The 16,151-nt window shown below is 59.4% G+C and carries 14 protein-coding genes; 13 read left to right on the top strand and 1 reads right to left on the bottom strand.

Going from position 1 to position 16,151, the window contains the following annotated elements; genetic code table 11:
• Positions 1-560: 560 nt before the first annotated feature.
• The 13 genes from ftsH (at position 561) to ACZM8Y_RS02105 (ending at position 14,400) form a co-directional block, all read left to right on the top strand.
• Positions 561-2,510 carry an ATP-dependent zinc metalloprotease FtsH gene (gene ftsH / locus ACZM8Y_RS02165; protein ID WP_479859070.1) on the top strand — a complete coding sequence of 650 codons (1,950 nt, stop codon included), beginning with the start codon at positions 561-563 and terminating at the stop codon, positions 2,508-2,510.
• A 55-nt stretch (positions 2,511-2,565) separates the two neighbouring features.
• Complete coding sequence (gene folP, locus ACZM8Y_RS02160; protein ID WP_302553398.1) at positions 2,566-3,417, top strand: dihydropteroate synthase; 852 nt, start codon at positions 2,566-2,568, stop codon at positions 3,415-3,417.
• 42 nt (positions 3,418-3,459) lie between these two features.
• Positions 3,460-4,197, top strand: a complete 738-nt coding sequence (gene cdaA, locus ACZM8Y_RS02155; protein ID WP_302553397.1) for a diadenylate cyclase CdaA — start codon at positions 3,460-3,462, stop codon at positions 4,195-4,197.
• Complete coding sequence (locus tag ACZM8Y_RS02150) at positions 4,181-5,122, top strand: CdaR family protein (RefSeq protein WP_482330424.1); 942 nt, start codon at positions 4,181-4,183, stop codon at positions 5,120-5,122. Before cdaA ends, ACZM8Y_RS02150 begins: the two co-directional genes overlap by 17 nt.
• 45 nt (positions 5,123-5,167) lie before the next feature.
• Positions 5,168-6,520 carry a phosphoglucosamine mutase gene (gene glmM / locus ACZM8Y_RS02145; protein ID WP_302553395.1) on the top strand — a complete coding sequence of 451 codons (1,353 nt, stop codon included), beginning with the start codon at positions 5,168-5,170 and terminating at the stop codon, positions 6,518-6,520.
• 250 nt (positions 6,521-6,770) lie between these two features.
• Positions 6,771-7,634, top strand: a complete 864-nt coding sequence (gene galU, locus ACZM8Y_RS02140; RefSeq protein ID WP_482330422.1) for a UTP--glucose-1-phosphate uridylyltransferase GalU — start codon at positions 6,771-6,773, stop codon at positions 7,632-7,634.
• Between the two features lie 214 nt (positions 7,635-7,848).
• Positions 7,849-10,200 (top strand): replication restart helicase PriA, encoded by a 2,352-nt coding sequence (priA, locus tag ACZM8Y_RS02135; RefSeq protein ID WP_482330420.1) that lies wholly within the window; start codon positions 7,849-7,851, stop codon positions 10,198-10,200.
• 925 nt (positions 10,201-11,125) lie between these two features.
• The gene (locus ACZM8Y_RS02130; protein ID WP_302554748.1) at positions 11,126-11,335 is read left to right on the top strand and encodes a dual CXXC motif small (seleno)protein; all 210 of its coding nucleotides are present in this window, start codon (positions 11,126-11,128) and stop codon (positions 11,333-11,335) included.
• A 90-nt stretch (positions 11,336-11,425) separates the two neighbouring features.
• Positions 11,426-12,040 carry an RlmE family RNA methyltransferase gene (locus ACZM8Y_RS02125; RefSeq protein ID WP_482330417.1) on the top strand — a complete coding sequence of 205 codons (615 nt, stop codon included), beginning with the start codon at positions 11,426-11,428 and terminating at the stop codon, positions 12,038-12,040.
• A 124-nt stretch (positions 12,041-12,164) separates the two neighbouring features.
• On the top strand, positions 12,165-12,905 hold the full coding sequence (locus ACZM8Y_RS02120; protein ID WP_302554746.1) for a YebC/PmpR family DNA-binding transcriptional regulator: 741 nt from the start codon (positions 12,165-12,167) through the stop codon (positions 12,903-12,905).
• 216 nt (positions 12,906-13,121) lie between these two features.
• Positions 13,122-13,631, top strand: coding sequence for a crossover junction endodeoxyribonuclease RuvC (gene ruvC / locus ACZM8Y_RS02115; RefSeq protein ID WP_482330415.1), 510 nt, complete (start codon positions 13,122-13,124; stop codon positions 13,629-13,631).
• 124 nt (positions 13,632-13,755) lie between these two features.
• Positions 13,756-14,121 (top strand): hypothetical protein, encoded by a 366-nt coding sequence (locus tag ACZM8Y_RS02110; protein WP_479859698.1) that lies wholly within the window; start codon positions 13,756-13,758, stop codon positions 14,119-14,121.
• 54 nt (positions 14,122-14,175) lie between these two features.
• Entirely contained in the window at positions 14,176-14,400 is a 225-nt protein-coding gene (locus ACZM8Y_RS02105) for a YMGG-like glycine zipper-containing protein (RefSeq protein ID WP_302554743.1), read from the top strand.
• Between the two features lie 509 nt (positions 14,401-14,909).
• On the opposite strand, the gene ychF is transcribed toward ACZM8Y_RS02105, so the two are convergent.
• Positions 14,910-16,010: a redox-regulated ATPase YchF gene (gene ychF / locus ACZM8Y_RS02100; protein ID WP_482330412.1), complete on the bottom strand. Its 1,101-nt coding sequence runs from the start codon at positions 16,008-16,010 to the stop codon at positions 14,910-14,912.
• Between the last annotated feature and the right edge of the window lie 141 nt (positions 16,011-16,151).

The following is a 16,151-nucleotide window of genomic DNA, read 5'->3' as shown; positions in this document are numbered from 1 at the left end:
ATGCCTTAACCGTGGAGCCCGCCAAGGGGAAAATCGGAGAAAAAGGCTGTATTTTCACCGCACTGTGGAGATGAAACAACCATCTGCTATAACAGGGCCAAAGAAAAAGCCTCTATTTTCATCATACCGTGGAGATGAAACAGCCATATCCTCTGGCGGAGCCTTTCAAGAAAGGAAACGGGAATGGTTTGCCGTGGCAGGGCCTTGGGGAAAGGGCGGCTGGGCGCCGTAACGGGTTTTGGGGGAGGCGGATAGGGGCGTTGGATGAGAAAAGGCGCCGCTTTGCTTTTTTTCATGGCCTCCGTGCCTTCGTTTGGGCATCCTATATACGCAACCCTTTTGAAGTGCAGATTTTTTAAAAGTATGCGCATACAGTTGAGCCGATATAATTTCTTGATGCCCCATAGTGTTTTCTGATACGGAATTGTTGACGCCGGAGACCCCCATAAGGAAAGCTTTTCCTGACAACCCGTCTGCCGTTGTCAAACGCTCAAAGAGAACTTACACTGTGCCCGAGGCTTGGCGGGGTTTGGCGCCGCCGGGCCATACGGAGGTAACTTTTGAATCAGTTTACGCGGAATCTTATGCTTTGGGGGGTCATCTCCCTGGCTATGGTCATTGTGTTCAACCTGTTTAGCCAGCCTCAGCACTCGTCCCAGCCGAGCGTGACGTACAGTGAATTCCTGCGTCAGGCCGCCAAGGGCGAAGTGTCCGAGGTGGTCATTCAGGGGAATACCCTTACCGGGAAGACGACCGACGGCAAATCGTTCCAGATTTACGTCCCTGACGATCCCGGCTTGGTGGACAAACTCATTGCCGAGAAGGTCGAAGTCCGGGCCGAGCCTGTCGAGGACTCCCCGTGGTATATGACCTTGCTGGTGTCGTGGTTCCCCATGCTGCTGCTTATCGGCGTGTGGATTTTCTTCATGCGCCAGATGCAGGGCGGGGCGGGCCGGGCCATGTCCTTTGGCCGTTCCCGGGCCCGCATGCTCAATCAGGAGCAGGGCAAGGTCACGTTCGATGACGTGGCCGGTGTGGACGAAGCCAAGGAAGAGCTTTCCGAAGTCGTTGACTTCCTTTCCAATCCGCGCAAGTTTACCCGCCTTGGCGGGCGCATCCCCAAGGGCGTCCTGCTCGTCGGCCCTCCCGGTACGGGCAAGACGCTGCTGGCCCGCGCCGTGGCTGGCGAGGCGGGCGTGCCGTTCTTCTCCATTTCCGGTTCCGACTTTGTGGAAATGTTCGTAGGCGTGGGCGCTTCGCGTGTCCGTGACCTGTTTGTGCAGGGCAAGAAAAACGCCCCTTGCCTCATCTTTATTGACGAAATCGACGCCGTGGGCCGTCAGCGCGGCGCTGGCCTCGGCGGCGGCCATGACGAGCGCGAGCAGACCCTGAACCAGCTCCTTGTGGAAATGGACGGCTTTGAGTCCAACGAAGGCGTCATCCTCATCGCGGCGACCAACCGCCCCGACGTGCTTGACCCCGCGTTGCTCCGTCCCGGCCGTTTCGACCGTCAGGTTGTGGTTCCCACGCCCGACGTGAAGGGCCGCCTGAAGATTCTTGAAGTGCATACCCGCCGTACGCCGCTGGATAAGCGCGTCAATCTGGAAGTCATCGCCCGCGGTACGCCGGGCTTCTCCGGCGCGGCGCTGGAGAACCTGGTCAACGAAGCGGCTCTTCAGGCCGCCCGCCTTGGTCAGGACACCGTGTTCATGCGTGATTTTGAATATGCGAAGGATAAGGTGCTGATGGGCAAGGAACGCCGCAGTCTTATCCTTTCCGACGAGGAAAAGCGGATCACCGCGTACCACGAAGGCGGCCACGCTTTGGTTGCCAAGCTGCTGCCCGGAACCGACCCCGTGCACAAGGTGACGATCATCCCCCGCGGGCGTGCGCTCGGCGTGACCATGCAGTTGCCGGAAGGCGATCGTCATGGCTATTCCAAGGCGTATCTCCAGAACAACCTCATGGTGCTGCTGGCCGGGCGCGTGGCTGAAGAAATCATTTTCGACACCATTACCACCGGTGCAGGCAACGACATCGAGCGCGCCACGGGCATGGCCCGCAAGATGGTTTGCGAGTGGGGCATGAGCGACGTCGTCGGCCCCATGACCATCGGCGAGCAGGGCGAAGAAGTCTTTATTGGCCGCGATTGGGGCCATGCGCGCAACTACAGCGAAGACACCGCCCGCATCGTGGATGCCGAAATCAAGAAGCTGGTGGAAACCGCGCGCGAGAACTGCCACAACCTGTTGCAGGAAAACATCAATCTCCTGCACGCGCTTGCCAAGGCCCTGCTCGACCGTGAGACCATCACCGGCGACGATATTGATTTGCTCGTCAAGGGCGAACCGCTGCCGCCTTTCGACGCGGACGAAGCCGCGAAGCGGGAACCGGCGGCCCCCGCCCCTGCTTCCGCTGACGCGGAGGGGGAAACCTTCAAGCTGGAAGCGGAACCGTCCCATGATGAAGGGACGGGCGGGAAAACGCAGGACGAAACCAAACTGCAGTAAACGGTTTGCCCCGGCATCCTGCGGATGTCGGGGCATTCGGTTTTATGAGGACAACGTGAACAGCGAACGCAAATGGATTCTTCGAGGGGGGAGGGTGTTGAACCCTGCCCCCTTTTGTCTGATAGGCATTGTGAACGTAACGCCGGACTCCTTTTCCGACGGGGGGAAGTATATCGATCCGCGGAACGCCGTGGCTCATGGCCTCCGCCTGTTGGATGAAGGGGCCGGGATGCTCGATCTGGGGGCGGAATCCACCCGTCCTTTTGCCGAACCCGTGCCCGAAGGCGAGGAGATCGCCCGGCTCATGCCGGTCGTGGCGGGCCTTCGCGGGCAGCGGCCTGAGGCGATCCTTTCCGTGGATACGCTGAAGGCCGGGACGGCGCGGGCGGCTCTGGAAGGCGGCGCGGACATCATCAACGACGTGTCGGCTTGTGCGGCCGATCCGATGCTGCTCGACGTGCTTGCCGAATACAAGCCGGGATATGTGCTCATGCACAGTCAGGGCAGCCCGCGCGAGATGCAGGTGAACCCCCATTACGGGAACGTGGTGGAGGAGATCCTTGCCTTTTTTGAAAGAAATCTGGCGCGGCTGGTCAAGGCCGGCTTGCCGGAGGATCGGATAGTGCTTGATCCCGGCATCGGGTTCGGTAAGAATAAGGAGCACACCGTAGCTATCCTGAAAGGGCTGGAGCGGTTTGCTTCGCTGGGGCGTCCCTTGTATGTGGGGCTTTCCCGGAAATCCATGTTCCGGGAAATCCTTGGCCTTGAGCTGGAGCAGCGGGCCGAAGCCACGCGCATGGCTGTCGCGCTGCTGGCTGCGCGGGGAATCCCTTACCACCGCGTTCACGATATTGCCGGCTGCGCGCAGGCGCTGCGGCTTGTCGAAGCTATGACCCCTCTCGCCTGATCCTTCCGGCGCACCCTATAAAGCTCATTTTGGAGCCGGATCATGGATTTCCTGTCTTTTTATTGGCGTGACGTGCTGGATATCGCCCTCGTAACGCTGCTTTTATACCGCATCCTGCTTCTTATCCGGGGAACGCGCGCGTTTTCGGCGCTCATCGGTTTGGTCGTTCTGGTGGCGGTGTACGCCCTCTCGCACTTCGTCGGCCTCTACTCCCTGTCATGGCTGCTTGAGAACCTGTTCGGTTCGCTGTTCCTCGTCATCGTGATCCTGTTCCATGATGACATCAGGCAGGCTCTTGCCGCGATGGGGACGCAGTACCTTTCGTGGAAGAAGCGTCCCGCGCCTTCAAACATGGTCGGCGATCTCGTCTGGGTGTGCCAGTACTTCGCCAAGCGGCGCATCGGGGCGCTCATCGTTTTGGAAGGCAAGGTGCAGCTCGGTGATATGATGAAGGGCGGGGTCGTGCTGGACGCCCGGATTTCCCGGGAACTGCTGCTGACCATTTTCTTTCCCAACACCGCGCTGCATGATGGGGCGGTGATCATCCGCAAAGGGCGCATCGCCGCGGCGGGGTGCATCCTGCCGCTGGCGCAGATGGATCGCCAGAATTTCGGCACGCGGCACCGTGCCGCGCTCGGCGCCACGGAAGTCAGCGATGCGACGGTCATCGTCGTTTCTGAGGAACGCGGCGAAGTGAGCGTGGCCTCCAAGGGCCACTTGGCGGTTATGCCGGATGCCGAACAACTGAAAGAGACGCTGAACAATGTTATCGAACACTGAAGAACCCCAGAAGGGCAACTGGCGCTACCTCTTGGTGGCCTTCCTCCTTGCCCTCGGGTTGTGGTATACGCTCAATGCGCGTGAGCAAATCGAGCGCGTGGTCGAGGTGCGCCTTGATTACAAGGGGCTGCCGCCCGGCTTGATCGTGACGGGGGGCCAGCTCAACAGGATCAGCGTGCGCCTTCGCGGGCCGCAGGAATTGCTGCGCTCCATGACCAACCGGGAAATCTCATATACGATGGATCTGTCCGGCGTGACGCCGGGCAAGAACGTCATCCCGCTGACGACGGGGGAAAGCAAGCCGCCGGAACTGCGGGCCTATGAAGTGCTTGAGGTCACGCCGTCCCGGATGATCCTTGAAGTGGACAAGATCATGGAGACGAACCTGCCCGTCAAGGTGGCGCTGAGGGCCTCGCCCGCGGCCTCGTCGGTGCGGCTGAAGGATTTGGTGGTCGAGCCGCCGCAGGTGACCGTACGCGGCCCGGCAAGCGTCATTTCGTCCATGAAGGAGATTCAGGCGGAGATCCCGGTGGATCTTGCGGCGGAAGGAAAGGCCGTCTCGGAAGATGTCCCGCTGCTTGCGCCGCCCGCTGTGGAGCTCAATCCGCAGGTCGTTAAGGTGACGTGGAAAATCGATGTGAAGAGGCGTACCCTGAGTTTGCAGCGTGACATTATCTTTGAGGGTGAGAACCCCAATGTAAACGCCCAGCCTTCACGGGCGAACCTCATGGTTTCCGTCCCTCAGGGGATGGTCAGAGATGCCGGGTACCTTGCGCAATTTCAGGTTTCCGTCCCCGCCGATACGGCGATGCCTGCGGAGGACGGGGCTGTGAGCGCGCCTCTTCAGGTGGCCGTGCCCCCAGGCGGGCGCGTCCTGAAAATCAGCCCGGAAACCGTGTCGGTTTCCCGGCATCCGAGCGAATAAGCGGTCTGTTCCATTGTTTTATAACAAAAGATTTTGGAGTAGTTGATGAGCGTTCGTCTTTTTGGGACTGACGGGATGAGGGGCCGGGTCAACAAGTACCCCATGACGCCGGAAGTGGCCTTGCGTCTGGGGCTTGCCGCGGGCACGTTTTATCGGGACAAAAACCGCCGCAGCCGCGTGGTCATCGGTAAGGATACCCGCCTTTCGGGATACGTGTTTGAGAACGCGCTGGCGGCGGGCCTGCTGGCTGCGGGGATGGACGTCTTTCTCGTCGGCCCGCTGCCCACTCCTGCGATCTCCTTCCTCACGACCAACATGCGGGCGGATGTCGGCGTGGTCATCTCCGCGTCGCATAACCCATTCAGCGACAACGGGATCAAGTTTTTCGACGCCGAAGGGTTCAAGATCCCGGATGCCGATGAAGATCGCATGACGGAAATGGTGCTGGATCCGAATTTCGACTGGAATTATCCCGATCCCGCGAACACCGGCCGCGCCTATAAGATCAAGGACGCTCCGGGCCGTTACATCGTGTACCTCAAAAACAGTTTCCCCGCGCACTTGTCCCTTGAAGGACTGCGTGTGGTTCTTGACTGCGCTAATGGGGCCAATTATAGGGTCGCGCCGCTGGCCCTTGAGGAGCTGGGCGCCGAAGTCGTCAAAATCGGCACGGAACCCAACGGACTGAACATCAACTACCGCTGCGGTTCCCTGTATCCTGAGGCGGTGGCCGCAAAGGTTCGTGAGACGCGGGCCGATATCGGCCTTGCTCTGGACGGCGACGCCGATCGCCTCATCGTGGTGGACGAGAAGGGCACCGTTCTGGACGGCGACCAGATCATGGCCCTGTGCGCGCAGGATCTCATGCAGCAGGGCAAGCTTCCGGGCAACATCCTTGTGGCTACGGTCATGAGCAATATGGCGCTTGAAGTGTTCATGAAGGAGCGGGGCGGCACGCTTATCCGCACCAACGTGGGCGACCGCCATGTCGTGGCGGCCATGCGCCAACAAGGGGCCCTTCTTGGCGGGGAACAGTCCGGCCATCTCATTTTCCGTGAATACAGCACGACCGGAGACGGCCTCCTCGCCGCCCTCCAGATCCTGCGGATCATGCGCCAACAGGGGCGTCCCCTGTCCGAACTTGCCGGGCTGCTCGTTCCCTACCCGCAGGAGCTTCGGAATGTGCATGTCGAACACAAGGTTCCCTTTGAGGAAAATTCGGAAATCGCTGACGCCATCGCCCGTATTGAGGAAGGGCTTGAAGGCCGTGGGCGCGTGCTGCTGCGCTATTCGGGCACGGAGCCGTTGTGCCGGGTCATGGTTGAAGGGCAGGATGCGGACAAGGTGCGCGTGTATGCCAACGAGCTTGCCGGGATCGTGGAAAAAGCGCTCGGATAGGGGAAATTGGGGGCTTCGTGTGCCTTGCGGCGTGTTCCAATAGGAATGTGGAGGGCAGATCCCCGTTGTCCTTTGGAAGAGAATAGCCCTCGATGGAACGGTGTTGCCGGAAACAAGCCGTGTGCTTGCCCGATACATGCAGGGCCGGTATTTTGTTGTCATGAGGCATTCCTTCCGAATGGGGGGAATGAGCGGTAAGGATGGGGCGCGGGGAAACGCCCAAAAGATTCCTGAGAGGGAAAGGGGCCGCATGAATATTCGTAAGGTCGTCATTCCGGTTGCCGGTTGGGGGACGCGTTCTTTGCCCGCCAGCAAGAATATTCCCAAGGAAATGCTGCCGGTCTACAACAAGCCCGTTGTGCAGTACGTTGTGGAAGAGGCTATCCGTGCCGGTGTGGAAGACGTCATTTTTGTGACCAACCGCGACAAGAGCGTCATTGAAGACCACTTCGATTATAACCTTCAGCTTGAGGGTGTTCTGGAACGCGCCGGAAAGCTGCAAATGCTCAAGGAAGTCCGTGATGTGGCCGAGATGGTCAACATCATGTCCGTCCGCCAGAAGAAACAGCTTGGCCTTGGCCATGCGGTGCTGTGCGCCAAGGAGATGGTACGTGACGAACCCTTTGCGGTCATGGTCGGCGACGACTTCATGATCGGTGATGACGCGGGGCTGGCGCAGCTTGTCCAAGTGGCGTCCGAACACGGCATGCCGGTTATCGGGGTCATGGAAGTGCCCGCGGACAAGGTGAACCGTTACGGCATCGTCATGGGTGAAGAAATCACCCCCGGCGTCTACAACATCACGGATATGGTGGAGAAACCAGCCATAGGCACGGTGGATTCCCGCCTCGCCATCGTGGGGCGCTATGTGCTGACCCCGGATATCTTTGAGCACCTTGCACGGGTAAAGCCCGGACACGGCGGCGAGATCCAGCTTACCGACGCGCTGGCTTCCCTAACCCGGGAACGGGGCATGCTGGCTGTGAAGATGGGAGGCATCCGTTTCGACGCCGGGGATTGGGTGGATTATTTGACGGCCAACGTCTACTTCGGGCTGCGCGATGAAAAACTGCGCGACGGCCTGAAGGCCCGGCTGCGCGAACTGCTCGGCTAGGCATTGCAGACAACGTTTGATAAACAAGGGAAACCATCTTTCCGGCAGGGCCTCCAACGGGAGGTGCAGCCGGATGGGGTGGCTTTCCCTTGTTTTTTGCTGCACTGCGGTGGAACCCTTTCCGTTCTTATCCCCTCTTTCCGTATCGGACCACGCAGGGGACAACGCCGCGTTTCCGAATGGTTGTGACCCCCTAACCCCTCAGGATATTCCCTTGCTCCGAACCGTTGCCTTGCTGACGCCCCCGTTTGCTTCCTTGACCTATGCCGTCCCCGATTGGCTTGCCGGGTTTGCATGGTGCCCCGGCTTGAGGGTTGCCGTGCCGCTGGGGAGGGGGATGCTGCGCATTGGGGTCGTCCTCGGCGACGGCTCCCCCTTGCCGGAAGGGGTAACGGCGCGGCCCATGCTTTGGCCTCTGGAAAAGGAACCTTTGCTGCCGCCCGGACATATGGAAATGGTGCGCCAGCTCGCTTTGCGCCAAGCCGTGACGCCGGGGCAGATCCTCGCGATGGTGCTCCCTGCTGGGCTTCGGGTGACGCAGATGCGCCTCCGCACGATGGAAGGGCAAGGCAAGGCGCAGATACGGCTGCTGAAGGATTTGCCCAAGCTGCCTGTGGAGGTTCTGTCGGCGCTTGGTGAGGCGTGGATGCGGGGCGGGGCGGAGCTGCTCGGGCCACGGGAAGACGCCGCCGCCAGCGAGCTGTGCGTGCTGCGCTGCGATCCGCCGTGGGCGGTGAGGCCGACCGCGACGCGGCAGATCGAGCTGCTGGAGTTTTTGCTGGAGCATGGCGCCGTTTCCCGGAGGGAAGTATTGCGGCAAATGGGGCAGGGGGTCGCCCCGGCGCTTGAATCCTTGCTCAAGAACGGGTTGATTGGCCTGCAATGCCTTGAGGCCGGCTGTGCGGAAGAGGAAACCGGCTGTAATCTGCTGCCCCCCGCATCGGAAGCCCCTTTCACGCTTTCCGAAGCGCAGGAGGCGGCGCTGGCTTCGTTCCGTGCGGATCTCGATGCCGGGAATCCCGCGTCGCACCTGCTGTTCGGCGTGACCGGAAGCGGCAAAACGGCCGTATATATGGAATTGGCCAAGGAATGCCTGCGCCGTGGCCGTTCCATGCTGCTGCTGGCCCCGGAAGTGGCGCTCGCTTTGAAGCTGCGCCGGGATGCCTCGCTTGCGCTGCCGGATGTGCCGCTCTATTTTTTTCATGGCTACCAGTCGGCCGCCCTGCGCGAAAAGACGTTCCGCGAGCTGGCGAAACGCCGCGAACCGTGCCTTGTCGTCGGGACGCGTTCCGCCCTGTTTCTGCCGTTGCCGTCCCTTGGGGCCGTAGTGCTGGACGAGGAACATGACTCTTCCTTTAAGCAGGATGAAGGGCTTACCTATCAGGCCAAAGAAGTGGCGTGGTTCCGCATCGCGCAGGCTAAAGGGCTGTTGGTGCTCGGATCCGCGACCCCGGATCTCAAGACGTTTTACGCGGTACGCGAGGCGAAAATCCCGATGTCCATGCTTCCGGCACGTGTGGGCGGCGGCACGTTGCCTGCGATCAGGCTGGTGGACATCCGATCCGTGGACTGCGCCGAGTCCATTCTGGCCCCGGAGACGCTCTCCGCGCTCAAGGAGACGGTGGAGCAGGGGGATCAGGCGGTGATCCTTCTGAACCGGCGTGGTTATGCCCCGCTGATGTACTGCATCGACTGCGGGAAGGTGGCCCGGTGCCCGCATTGTGATATTGGCCTGACTTACCACAAGGGGCGCGAACGGCTGGTTTGCCACTACTGCGGGTATTCGGTTCCGTTCCCGTCGCCCTGCCCAAGCTGCAAGGGGCTGCATTTCCACCCTATGGGGCAGGGAACCGAGCGGGTCGAAGAGTATATCGGGACGCTCCTGCCTCCGGGAGGCCGGGTTCTGCGCCTGGATCGGGACAGCACCCGCCGTCCGGGGCGCATGGAGGAGATCCTTGAGTCTTTCGCCCGGCAGGAGGCGCAGGTTCTTGTCGGCACCCAGATGCTTTCAAAGGGGCACCATTTTCCGCATGTGACGCTGGCTGTGGTGGCTGACGGGGATATCGGCCTCAATTTGCCTGACTACCGGGCGGCGGAACGGACGTTTCAATTGCTGGTGCAGTCATCGGGCCGGGCCGGGCGCGGCGGGAAGCCGGGGCAGGTCATTATCCAGACCCGTGACGTGAACCACTACTGCTGGCAGTACGTGAAGAACGGGGATTACGAAGGGTTTTACGAACACGAGATCGCCCTGCGCAGGCGGCGGCGCTATCCCCCCTTCATCAATTTGGCCCTGCTGCGGATTTCCTACCCTATGGACTGGGCGGACGGGCCGACGCAGCTCGCGCGGATTACGGCCCTGTTGCGTTCGGAGAGCAAGGGCGTAACCGTCCTTGGCCCTGCGCCCGCGCCTCTGCCGCTCCTGCGGGGCCGCAGGCGGTTTCAATGCCTCCTCAAGGCCGGCGACTGGCAATCGATCCGGGCCCTCTATGGCGTGCTTCTGCCCCTTGCCTCGCCCCCGAACTTGCGCATTTCGCTGGATATCGATCCGGTGAATATGCTGTAGTGTGAATCGGGGGAAGGGAGAAGGGGACTTTCTGGAGAAAGCCCCCTTCTCCCTTCCCCCGTGCCCCCATCCCTCATCCCCAAAGACTTTCGGCTGGTGGGGAGGCGGCACGGCGGCTTTCCCGTTTGGAGGCGGGCGGAACAGCTTATGGAAAATTTTTTGGCTGTGTTATAGAAAATGGTTGATGCTTTTTTCCTTGGAGTTCCAAAGGGATAACCGGAAAAAGGCCTTAGCCGTGGATCCCGCCAAGGGGAAAACGGATAAAAAGGCTGTATTTTCACCGCACTGTGGAGATGAAACAACCACAAACTTATAACAGAGCCAATTTATTAGGGGGGGACTGTCATGGAATCGGTTCATTCCGTTTGATAATGGAGTGAAAATACAATGTGTTTATGGATGTTGGCAATCTTCATAGCCGGAACATCCCATTGCTTCCTTATGTGGAGTTTCAAAAGGCCCTGTCAGGGCATATGGCTGCTTCATCTCCACAGAATAGTGAAAATACAGCCTTTTTCTCCAGTTTTCCCCTTTTCTCTAGTTTTCCCCTTGGCGGAAAAGGCATTTGGTTGTTCCTTTGGAGCTTCAAGAAAAAACATCGGCCGTTTTCTCTGGCACAGCCTTTCAAAAAGGCTCTGTCATAGCATTGGATTTCCAAGTCGAGAATAGTCAGATTTATTGTATTTTTTAAAGGCACTTTCCGGCGGGCCTGTGACGGAAAGCGCTTTCCCCTGCATCTGGCTTGAATGGCATGAAATGGAATATCAACCTGTTGCTGTGGCAGGCCCCTGGGAAAGAAACCGCCGATCGTTTTCCGCGGCAGGGCCGTTTGCTTCTTTTGCCCGCCTGCGCTTTTTCCAACACGCCTCTTCGCTTGACGAAATTCTTTGTGTCGTATAGGGCAAAGCGATTTTGGAGGTACGCTATGTGGGGTTCGTTTTCCCGTGCCCGGAAGGTTCAGACGACGGTGCGCTGCAAACATTGCGGGACGCCGCTGTTCATCGAACGGTCTTGCCATGAGGTGCATATGTTTTGTCCCAAATGCGGAAAGGCTTTTCCGCTTTCCGAGTATATCGCCCTTGCCGACGAGGCGATGGAGGAATTCCTCAATTCCGTCTATTGCGACAGGATGTAACCGCCTCGGCGCAGGGCCGAAAAAACATGGTTCCCTCCGCTCCATACCTCTGGTGATTTGGAGGTTTTTGGGTTACAAGGTGGAGATACTATGAAAGAATATCGTGATCATTACTTCCTCAAGGCCAAACGGGAAAACTATCCTGCCCGCTCCGTCTATAAGCTCAAGGAAATAGACGGGCGCTTCAAGATTTTCAAAAAGGGCATGAAAGTGCTGGATCTGGGGGCGGCTCCCGGTTCGTGGTCGCTCGGCGCGGCGGAGCGCGTGGGCGCTCAGGGCAAGGTGCTGGCCTGCGATATCCAGAGCACGGCCACCGTTTTCCCTCCCAATGTGGAATTTCATCAGGAAGACGTGTTTCAGCGTTCCGAGGCTTTTGAGCGGCAGCTCGCTGAAACGGGGCCTTTCCATGTCGTCATGAGCGATATGGCCCCGCAGACGACCGGAACGAAATTTACCGATCAGGCCCGCTCCCTTGAGCTTTGTCTGGAAGCGCTTGCCGTCGCCGAAACGTATTTGGTGAAGGGCGGCAGTTTTGTGGTCAAGATTTTCATGGGGCCGGACGTCGGGGAACTGCTCAAGGGAATGCGTCCCCGTTTTGCCCGTGTGACCTCATTCAAGCCTCAAAGTTCCCGCATGGAAAGCAAAGAGACGTTTTTCGTCGGGCTGGGCTTCAAGGGGCGCGAGGCGGAAAGCGTCCGGGATTGACTGTTTGCGCGGCCCCGGCTATGACCCTTTTCCTTGTTTGAAGGTATGGGGGAGGCCGGCCCCGCAGAGGCTTCAGCCGGGGAACATTGCTCCGGCCTTGTTTTGAAACATTCAGGAGGATTCAATGTCTGGACACAGCAAATGGGCCAACATCCAGCACCGTAAAGGTCGCCAGGATGCCAAACGAGGTAAGGAATTTACCAAGGCAGCCAAGGAAATCATCATCGCAGCCAAGAACGGCGGCGATCCTGCCGGTAATTCCCGCCTGCGTGCGGCCATTGCCGCTGCCAAGGCGATCAACCTCCCCAAGGATAAAATCGAAGCCGCCATCCGCAAGGGTACTGGTCAGGATGCCGGCGGCGATCTCACGGAAATCAACTACGAAGGTTACGGTCCGGGCGGCGTCGCCGTCATCGTGGAAACCGCGACCGACAACCGCAACCGTACTGTGGCCGAAATCCGCCATCTGATGAGCAAGGGCGGCGGGTCTATGGGCGAAAACGGCTGTGTGAGCTGGAAGTTTGAACGTAAGGGCGTCATCCAGTTCTCCAAGGAAAAATATACCGAAGACCAGTTGATGGAAGCCGCGCTCGAAGCGGGTGCCGATGATCTGCGTGATGAAGGCGACGTGTGGGAAATCCAGACCGCTATGGCCGATTTCAATGCCGTCCGCGAAGCCTTTGAAGGCGCCGGGCTGGAAATGATTTCCGCCGAGCTCAATCAGGTTCCCCAGAGCACGATGGAAGTCGATCTCGAAACCGCCCGCAAGCTCCTGCGCTTCATCGAACTGCTTGAAGACAACGACGATGTCCAGAACGTCTATTCCGATGCGGACATCTCCGACGAAATCATGGCCCAGTTGTAAGGCTGTTTAGGCCGTGCTGTTTTGAAAGTAGAGGGGAGGGAAAGCGTTTTCCTTTGGAAATGTTTTCCCTCCCTTTCCAAAATCTGCCATTGTGGCAAAAACAGCGCCCTGTTGCTCCTTCTCAAGATGGAAGCGCCCCGGCGTTTTCCGGTGGGGGCGCCCCGCTTTTTGCCGTGTCTCCATTCGGGGCGCGGAAATCTCTTCCCTCTTTTTTTCATGTCGCAATCCATCACCATCATCGGCATCGACCCCGGCTCCCGGAATACGGGGTGGGGAGTGGTGCGCGAAGTGTCCGGCGTGCTCCAGCTTGTGGATTGCGGGGTTATCCGCCCTCCGCTCAACGGCGAGTTCGCTTCCCGGCTTGGGGTCATCTTTAAGGAAATGCATCAGGTGCTCGGCCGCCTGAAGCCGGATGAGGCGTCTGTGGAACAGGTTTTTACCGCCAAGAATGCGGCGACCGCGCTCAAGCTCGGCCAAGCCCGCGGCGCGGCCATTGCGGCCTGTGCGGCCTACGATTTGCCTGTGCGGGACTACGAACCCACGGTGATCAAGAAATCGCTGGTGGGCGTCGGCAGGGCCGACAAGGAGCAGGTCAGCTTTATGGTCGGGCGCGTACTCGGCGTGAAGCCCGATTGGGCCGTGGACACGGGCGATGCGCTGGCCGCCGCGATTTGCCATTTGACCCACCGCCGTTTCGAGCGGCTTGCCCGCCTTTCCGCCCGCTGATGCCTCTTGCCTTTCATGGCCTGCCAACGGTATTAGAAGACTGTAGTTCTACTTGAAACCATCCCGCAAATATGTTCCCTTTGAGGAATCACGCGGCAGCTATGCGGCGAAAAGGAGGTTTCTTATGATAGCTCGATTCACCAAGGTTGTCTTTGCGGCGGCGCTCGTTTGCGCATTGTGCCTGCCTGCGGCTGCGGCGCAGTCTACCGCGGATTTGACCGGCAAGCACTGGCTGCAGTCTTCCCAAAACGAAAAGCTGGCCTTTTTGTATGGTGCATCCAACATCATCGCCATCGAACAGTTGATCGCCCAGAAACAGGGGACGAAGGCCTCTCCGTTCGTTACGGCATGGATAACAGCTTTCGGCGACACCAACTGGACGGATATCCAGAAAAAGGTGGACGCGTGGTATGCCGCGCATCCGGATCAGGCGAACCGCGAAGTCTTTGACGTGCTTTGGTACGAATTCATGGTTCCCGCCGGCAAGTAGCCCGGCGGCATATCTTGATAATCCCACCCCGGAAGGGGTGACAGGAGAAGTGCGATGAAACGTCTTTCCGCCATACTTTTGGTTGGCACTTTGGTTTTTGGGGCCGTTGGCTGCACGAACATGAACAAGACCCAGCAGGGCCTCTTGAGCGGCGCTGCCGGGGGTGCGATCCTCGGTGCGGGCCTTGGCGCCCTCACCGGCGGAAGCGGGACGACCGGCGCCCTCATCGGCGGCGGCCTCGGCGCCCTTGCCGGCGGCATTTACGGGCACAGCAAATAGGTAGGGGAGAATGCGGGGGGAAGGGAAACTTTCTGGAGAAAGTTTCCCTTCCCCCCGCGCCCCCCATCCCTTCAAAGACTTTCGACTGGTGGGGAGGCGGCGCGACGGCTTTCCCGTGTGGGCATAGGGGAAATTGATGCTGTCGCCAAGCACAGCATTTGCCGATGGGCTTTCCCGTGTGGGAATAGGGGAAATCAAGAGCGCCTATGGTGCCCCGCATGGCTTGGGTTTTCCTGTGCGGGAACAGGAGACGTGCCTTCGGTACCAGTCTATTTTATTATAAAAAACAATGAGCTGGAATGGAGAACCATTTCAGCTCATTGTTTTCTAAAAACTCGTTTTATTGAAGGTCGAGAATATGGGGAGGGTCTCAATGCGGCCCGTCCCGTCACCCAACGCACATCTGAAGCCCGCTTGTAAAAGTCTTGGGAGGTGGAGGGAAGGGGGTTCGGGGGAAGGGAGGAGGAAGCCTTTCTCCAGAAAGGTTCCTCCTCCCTTCCCCCGATTTCTCACACATTAAACAGGAAGTGCATCACGTCGCCGTCTTTGACGACGTATTCCTTGCCTTCGGTGCGGAGGACTCCGGCTGTGCGGCAGGCGGCTTCCGTCTTGTACTTGACGTAATCGTCGAAGCTGATGACTTCGGCACGGATGAAGCCACGCTCGAAGTCCGTGTGGATGACGCCCGCGGCCTGCGGAGCCTTCCAGCCGTCCTGAATGGTCCACGCGCGCACTTCCTTTTCCCCGGCGGTGAAGTAGCTGGCAAGGCCGAGCGCCTTGTACCCGGAGTGGATGACGCGCAGAAGGCCGCTTTCCTCAATGCCGTACGCACCAAGCATTTCACGCTGCTCTTCGTCGGAAAGCCCCTGCAATTCTTCTTCGATGCGGGCGCAGATCTTGACGACTTCGATGTTGCGCGTGGCGGCGAATTCGCGGAGGCGCGTCACATGGGCGTTGTCCCCGGCAAGGCTGTCCTCATCCACGTTGGCGCAGTAGATGATCTTTTTGGCGGTCAAAAGGCCGAGTTCATGCCACGCGGCGGCAAAGGCGGGGCAGTCCTTGGCCTCAAACGTGGAGGCGGGGCTGCCGTTGTTGAGGTGCTCCAGAAGGCGGCCCATTTCGTCGGCGGCTACGCGGGCATCCTTGTCGCCCTTGGACATCTTGACCATGCGTTCGTGGCGCTTGGACGCGCTTTGGATGTCGGCGAGCAGGAGTTCCGTTTCGATGGTTTCGATGTCGCGCAGCGGATCGACCGAACCGTCCACATGGGTGATGTCGTCATCCTCAAAACAGCGCACAACTTCAAGGATGGCGGCGCATTCGCGGATGTTGCCGAGGAACTGGTTGCCGAGCCCCTCGCCTTTGCTGGCCCCGCGCACGAGCCCGGCGATGTCGATGAAGTCCACGGTGGCGTTAATCGTTTTTTGCGGGTGCACCAAATCGACGAGCGCGTCGATGCGGCGGTCGGGGACGGGAACCGTGGCCTTGTTGGGCTCGATGGTGCAGAAGGGGTAGTTTGCGGCCTGTGCGTTCTGTGCCTTGGTCAGCGCGTTGAAAAGGGTGGACTTGCCCACGTTGGGAAGGCCGACGATGCCGATGCTCAATGCCATGAGTAGCGTCTCCGGGCGGTTGTTTTTTGTTGCTCAGGATTCCCGGCCTGTTGCCGGAACGGGCTCCCTCCGCGCCGCCTCCCCATCAGCCGAAAGTCTTGGGAGGTGGAGGGAAGGGGGTTCGGGGGAAGGGAGGAGGAA

The sequence above is a fragment of the Bilophila sp. genome, from assembly GCF_057864385.1.
Note: the sequence above shows the minus strand (reverse complement) of the source record. Positions and strands in the feature narration are given on the sequence as shown.